Raw genomic sequence first — 5,059 nt, 5'->3', positions numbered from 1 at the left:
GGAGTGGCAACGACAGGGAGACTATGGTAGAGAACGGGGTGGTATCTTCGGCCCCCACCTAGTTGGGGGGTCCTGGGGGTACCCGTCTCTGTTGCCGCCAACAAGACCTCCTCCTTCCGGCGCCGTGTCGGACGGTCTTGCGGGGCTAGGCGGGCTTTGCTATAATTCCCTTCGGGGTGGGGACTCGTCTAGCGGTAGGACAGCAGACTCTGGATCTGCATGGCGAGGTTCGAATCCTCGGTCCCCAGCCAGGGTGGCGCATTCGTCTAGCGGCCCAGGACACCTCCCTCTCAAGGAGGAGATCACCGGTTCGAATCCGGTATGCGCTACCAGACATATACGGGGCTCTCCAGGCCAAAGCTGGAGAGCCCCGTTCTTCTCCTGCTGCCGGGGGTTGAAGGCAGGGGTGACATCTGGTTGCCTTGCCCCGGGTCTTGGTATATAATCAGGCCGAGGTCTAGGAAAGGGGGAAGGAGAGCATGCCATTTAAACTGGGGCCTACCGAGCTCATCATCATCCTGGTCATCGTCTTTCTTCTCTTTGGTGCTTCCCGTCTTCCCCAGATAGGGTCTGGCTTTGGCCAGGCGATTAGGGGCTTCAAGAACGCCATAACTGGAGAGGACGAGAAGAAGGAGAAGAAGGCCGCCCGGAGCAGGCGGAAGAAGGAAGGAAAGGCCTGATGCCATTCAAACTGGGGCCGACCGAGCTTATCATCATCCTGGTCATCGTCTTTCTTCTCTTTGGTGCTTCCCGTCTTCCCCAGATAGGGTCCTCCATGGGCCAGGCGCTGAGGGGCTTCAAGGGCGCCGTGACCGGAGAGGACGAGAAGAAGGCGAAGAAGGCCGCCCGGAGCAGCCGGAAGAAGGAAGCAAAAACCTAGTGCCATTCAGGCTGGGGCCTACCGAGCTCATCATAATCCTCGTCTTGGTTATAGTTGTCTACGTTCTTTTCCGGGCGATGCGGAGAAAGACCTAGCTCGCTTCAGTCTTCTTTGGCCTGGCTACCAGCCAGGAAATCCATATCCCCAGTTCATATAGAATGATAACAGGCACGGCGACCATTGTCTGGTTTATCGGGTCCATGGTGGGGGTTACTATAGCCCCCACAACGAAGGCCAGGATTAATATCCAGCGGCGTCCCCGGGCAAAGGTCCGGTAGCTCATCACGCCGATCTTTGCCAGGAAGACCATCAAGAGGGGTGTCTCAAAAATTATCCCCGTCCAGAACATGAGCCTGGTGATCACATTGATGTAGTTGCCTATCCTTGGCTGGATCGTGACAATATCGCTTCCCCAGTGGAGGAGGAAGCCCAGGGCCGGGGGCAGGAGGACGAAGTTGCTGAAGAGCAGCCCGATGACGAACAGCAGGGAGGCGGAGGGCAGGAGGATGTAGACATAACGCCGCTCCCGGGGGGTGAGCCCGGGGAGCAGGAACATTATTGTCTCGTAGAGCACCACCGGAAGAGCAACGGCAAGGCCCGTCAGCAGGGAGAGGTTGAAGTAGACGGCGAGATACTCGGTGAGCTCAATGGCCTGCGGCTTTTCCCCCCCCATGGGACGGAGGAGGAACTGGAGGATGCTGGGTGCCAGGTAGAAGCCCAGGCCTGACCCCAGGACCAGTGCAATAGCCACCCGGAAAAGCCGACGGCGCAGCTCGTCAAGGTGGCCCCAGAGGGTGAGTTTCTTTTCCCTGGCCTCTGCTATCGCTTCTGCCGAGCGTGGGTCCTTTTCATTCATCTGTCTGGCCGGGGCTTCCGCTGCCGGGGGACTTCTTGTCGCCGAGTGCCTCGTTAATCTCCTGGTGCATCTTTCGGAGGCTCTGTCCTATGTCCTCACCCTTCTTGCCGGGCTTTTCTGTGGCGGGGGCCGCCACTTCTCCCGCGGGGCTGGAGCCCGGGCCGGGGGCGGGCTGCTCTTCTTCCAGGGAGAGAGCCCGGGTAATGTCATCGCCTATTTTCTGAAGGGGAGACACTTTCTTCTTCTCATTGGGGCTGGAGCCTGGGCTGGGGGCCGGCTTCTCTTCCTCCAGGGTGAGGGCCTGCTTAATCTCGTCGCCTATCTTCTGGAGCGGAGACACCTTCTTCTTCTTCTCATCGGGGCTTTGTTTGGCGGATGGTTTTTCCTCCTCCTCGCCGACCGCATCGGTGATTGACCGGGTAAGCTCTCCGCTCATATCCCGCATCCTGCGCATCGCCTTGCCCGCCGTGCGGGCAAACTTCACCAGCTTCTGGGGTCCCAGCACCAGCAGGGCCAGGACCAGGGCCACCATTAGCTCCGTGCTTCCGATGCCGAAGAGATCCATCTGACTCCATCTATGTTATCACAGAACGGGAGAAGATGCTGTCAGTTTCCCTCGGGTGGGCTACCAACCCTATGTGGCTGGCCCTGCCGGAGGTGCCTCGGCTGGGCCTTCGGCGGAAACAGCCGGTTTGGCCCTGCGGGCGCGGCGCTTTCTCTTTGGGGCTTCCACCCCGGCCCCGGTGGCCCGGCGGGCCCGCCTCCGGCGAGTGGCCCTCCGGCGGAGGGCCTTGGGGTAGCGTTCCATAGCGATGAGGGTAGTGGTGGCCACCACATCGGGACTTCCCTGGATGGCCTCCACAATCAGACTGTCAAGGCCCGGGCCATCAGGCACTTCCACCTTGGCGATAACATCGTGTTCGCCGTAGATGGCGTAGGCCTCCTCCACGCCCTCCAGCTTTCTCAGCCAGCCCTCAACCGCCCGCGCCCTCCCGGCAGAGACCTGAAGCAGAACATAAGCGATCAAAGTAGCCTCCTTCCCGGAATATAGCCTGCCAATAGTCTGTTTCCGCTGTCGGCTTTAGCATAGCCGAAGGCGGCCCTTTCTTCAAGGGCAAATCATTGACAAAGGAAAAGGCGGGTGCTATTTTGCGGGCAGAGAGGTGGACTATGGGCAAGGGGAGATTTCTCAATCAGAACCGCTACAAGTCAGGGCGGGCCCTGAAGAGGGCCGTCCCCCCACCCCGCCCCCTGAAGGAACGCCCCCGCAGCAAGGAACGGTGAAGCCGGACCCCCTGGCCACCCGGGGATGATGGTTCTGGTGACGGGGGGGCGGGGTTTGTGGGCTGGAAGGCGGTGGCAGGGCAGGCAAGATAGGGATAGCTTGCCTGCCCTGCCGGAGAAAAGAAGGACTGGGGCGCTAGTTCCGGGCTTTCCTGATATTCTATTTCCTGTCGCTAGCGGTAGATGTCGATTTTGAGCACGATCGAGGAAAGCCCAGCGCCGGGCGCTACACCCCCCCTGAGACGATATTTCCCGTCCAGCTTAGCCTCGAACGAACGCGTCCCTGAAGAACTGTTGATAAACGACGTCCGCTGGAGGGCCGCAGCCGCGGGGACTTGGGGGTCGTCCACCTCTATATAGGCGCCCGGCCCTGTGAGGTTATAGGTGAACACCACTACGTCCCCTGTCTTGAGCTCAAGATACTTGTCTAGCGACGGCGGGCCGTAGTTCACGGTTTCAGTAGAGAGGAGAGCCTGACCAAGGCGAGGAGTAGGGCTGGGAGTAGCGGTAGGGACGTCCGTAGGGAAACCAAGGGTAGCCGCAGGAGTAGGGGTAGCCGCAGGAGCGGGGGTAGCCACGGGAGCCAAGCAGGCAAGAAGCCCCAGGGTGGCAAGCAGGGAAACAAGAAGGACCAGACCGACTATTCGCATTTCGCCTCCTTTCTCTATTGGGCCGTCCGCTGAGTACCCTTACAAGCTGGAGGTTGGCAGGGGTCGGATTGACTCAACTGAACTGTAATGCATAAAGCTTAAACGAAGATGAGGAAGGGCTTAGAAGGAGCTTAGAATTGAGGAGGGGATAGCGGAGCTAACACAGCAGGGGCAGCCGGAGGGTGGCTATGGTGCCCTGGCCCGGGGTGCTCCTCAGGTCCAGTTCTCCCCCGTGGTCATCAGCTATCCATCGGGCAATGGCCAGGCCCAGGCCGGTGCCCCCCGGGTCCATCTCTCGGGCCCGCTCCGGGCGGGGTTTGTGGGCTGGGGGGTGGTCCCAGGGCAGGCAAGAAAGGGATGCCCCGTAATCCCGTCACCCCCTGAAAACGGAATTCTTCAGGGGTTATTTAGATAGATGCCCTGAAACCGTGGAGCTCTAGTGCCTAGCTGTAGAAGTCCCCGTCGTACGGGGGTAAGAGGAGACCCTTCGCTCCGCTCAGGGAGACAAGTAGGTCTGTCATTCTGAGCGGAGCGAAGAATCTCGTTTCGCTGATTTCCGCAACGACGCGCTGGGGCTCCAGGGTTTCCCTGGAGCCCCAGCGGAAGGGATGTTATTTACTTTGTCTCGCTAGCGGTAGATGTCGATCTTGACGGTGGCCGTGCCACCTGTCACCGCCACGTTGCGCTGCCAGACGTTGAGAGTGTAGTTCCCATCAAATTTGGCCACGAATGAGAGTTTCCTTGTTTCACCATCGGGAACGCCTTGGCCCATGAGGGCCACTCTGTCCGCGGGGGCGGCATTCACGCCGAGGGGGGGGGCATCCACGTCTACACCGACGTTTGTTCCCCCTTCAAAGGCCACCGTCAAGACCACTAAATCCCCTGTCTTGAGGGCAAGAGTCTCACTCTTGTTGCCGGTCATAATGTAGGTCTTGGTAACAGAAGAGAGGGGAGTAGCACCAGGGCGAGGAGTAGGCATGGGAGGGGTGGGGGGAGGGACATAAGGGGCAATGGTAGGAGCAGGGGTAGCCGTAGTAGCAGGGGCAGCCGCAGGAGCCACGCAGGCAAGAAGCCCCAGGGTGGCAACCAGGGCCGCAAGAAGAACCAGACCGACTATTCGCATTTCGCCTCCTTTCTCTATTGGGCCGTCCGCTGAGTACCCTTACAAGCTGGAGGTTGGCCAACCCCTGCCAACCTCCAGCTCACTAAAAGGGGGTCGGACTGAACCCATGCGTTAATGATAATGGATAAAGCTTAAACGAAGATGAGGAAGGGCTTAGAAGGAGCCTAGAATTGAGGAGGGGATGGCAGAGCTAACACAGCAGGGGCAGCCGGAGGGTGGCTATGGTGCCCTGGCCCGGGGTGCTCCTCAGGTCCAGTTCTCCCCCG

Annotated in this window: 8 protein-coding genes and 2 tRNA genes; 4 read left to right on the top strand and 6 right to left on the bottom strand. The window is 59.9% G+C overall.

The genetic code is table 11. The annotated features are described in order from the left end of the window. Positions 1–177: 177 nt before the first annotated feature. The 4 genes from KJ624_02630 to KJ624_02615 all read left to right on the top strand — a co-directional run bounded on the left by KJ624_02630 (position 178) and on the right by KJ624_02615 (position 880). A tRNA-Gln gene (locus tag KJ624_02630) sits at positions 178–251 on the top strand. 4 nt (positions 252–255) lie between these two features. Continuing rightward, positions 256–332: transfer RNA gene (locus KJ624_02625), tRNA-Glu, on the top strand. A gap of 147 nt (positions 333–479) precedes the next feature. Further along, the gene (locus KJ624_02620) at positions 480–680 is read left to right on the top strand and encodes a twin-arginine translocase TatA/TatE family subunit (protein MBU2008737.1); all 201 of its coding nucleotides are present in this window, start codon (positions 480–482) and stop codon (positions 678–680) included. Beyond that, positions 680–880, top strand: a complete 201-nt coding sequence (locus tag KJ624_02615; GenBank protein MBU2008736.1) for a twin-arginine translocase TatA/TatE family subunit — start codon at positions 680–682, stop codon at positions 878–880. The genes KJ624_02620 and KJ624_02615 overlap by 1 nt, the downstream gene beginning before the upstream one ends. Before the next feature lie 91 nt (positions 881–971). Here KJ624_02615 and tatC read toward each other — a convergent pair whose 3' ends face one another. The 6 genes from tatC to KJ624_02585 form a co-directional block, all read right to left on the bottom strand. Beyond that, entirely contained in the window at positions 972–1,736 is a 765-nt protein-coding gene (gene tatC, locus KJ624_02610) for a twin-arginine translocase subunit TatC (protein MBU2008735.1), read from the bottom strand. Next, positions 1,729–2,301, bottom strand: a complete 573-nt coding sequence (locus tag KJ624_02605; protein MBU2008734.1) for a twin-arginine translocase TatA/TatE family subunit — start codon at positions 2,299–2,301, stop codon at positions 1,729–1,731. The genes tatC and KJ624_02605 overlap by 8 nt, the downstream gene beginning before the upstream one ends. A gap of 69 nt (positions 2,302–2,370) precedes the next feature. Further along, positions 2,371–2,763, bottom strand: a complete 393-nt coding sequence (locus tag KJ624_02600) for an Lrp/AsnC ligand binding domain-containing protein (GenBank protein MBU2008733.1) — start codon at positions 2,761–2,763, stop codon at positions 2,371–2,373. Between the two features lie 430 nt (positions 2,764–3,193). Further along, complete coding sequence (locus KJ624_02595; GenBank protein ID MBU2008732.1) at positions 3,194–3,670, bottom strand: hypothetical protein; 477 nt, start codon at positions 3,668–3,670, stop codon at positions 3,194–3,196. Between the two features lie 157 nt (positions 3,671–3,827). Continuing rightward, positions 3,828–3,962, bottom strand: coding sequence for an ATP-binding protein (locus tag KJ624_02590; protein MBU2008731.1), 135 nt, complete (start codon positions 3,960–3,962; stop codon positions 3,828–3,830). A 336-nt stretch (positions 3,963–4,298) separates the two neighbouring features. After that, positions 4,299–4,793, bottom strand: coding sequence for a hypothetical protein (locus KJ624_02585; GenBank protein ID MBU2008730.1), 495 nt, complete (start codon positions 4,791–4,793; stop codon positions 4,299–4,301). Positions 4,794–5,059 lie beyond the last annotated feature (266 nt).

The sequence above is a fragment of the Chloroflexota bacterium genome, assembly GCA_018825785.1.
Lineage (GTDB): Bacteria > Chloroflexota > Dehalococcoidia > JACVQG01 > JAHKAY01 > JAHKAY01.
Note: the sequence above shows the minus strand (reverse complement) of the source record. Positions and strands in the feature narration are given on the sequence as shown.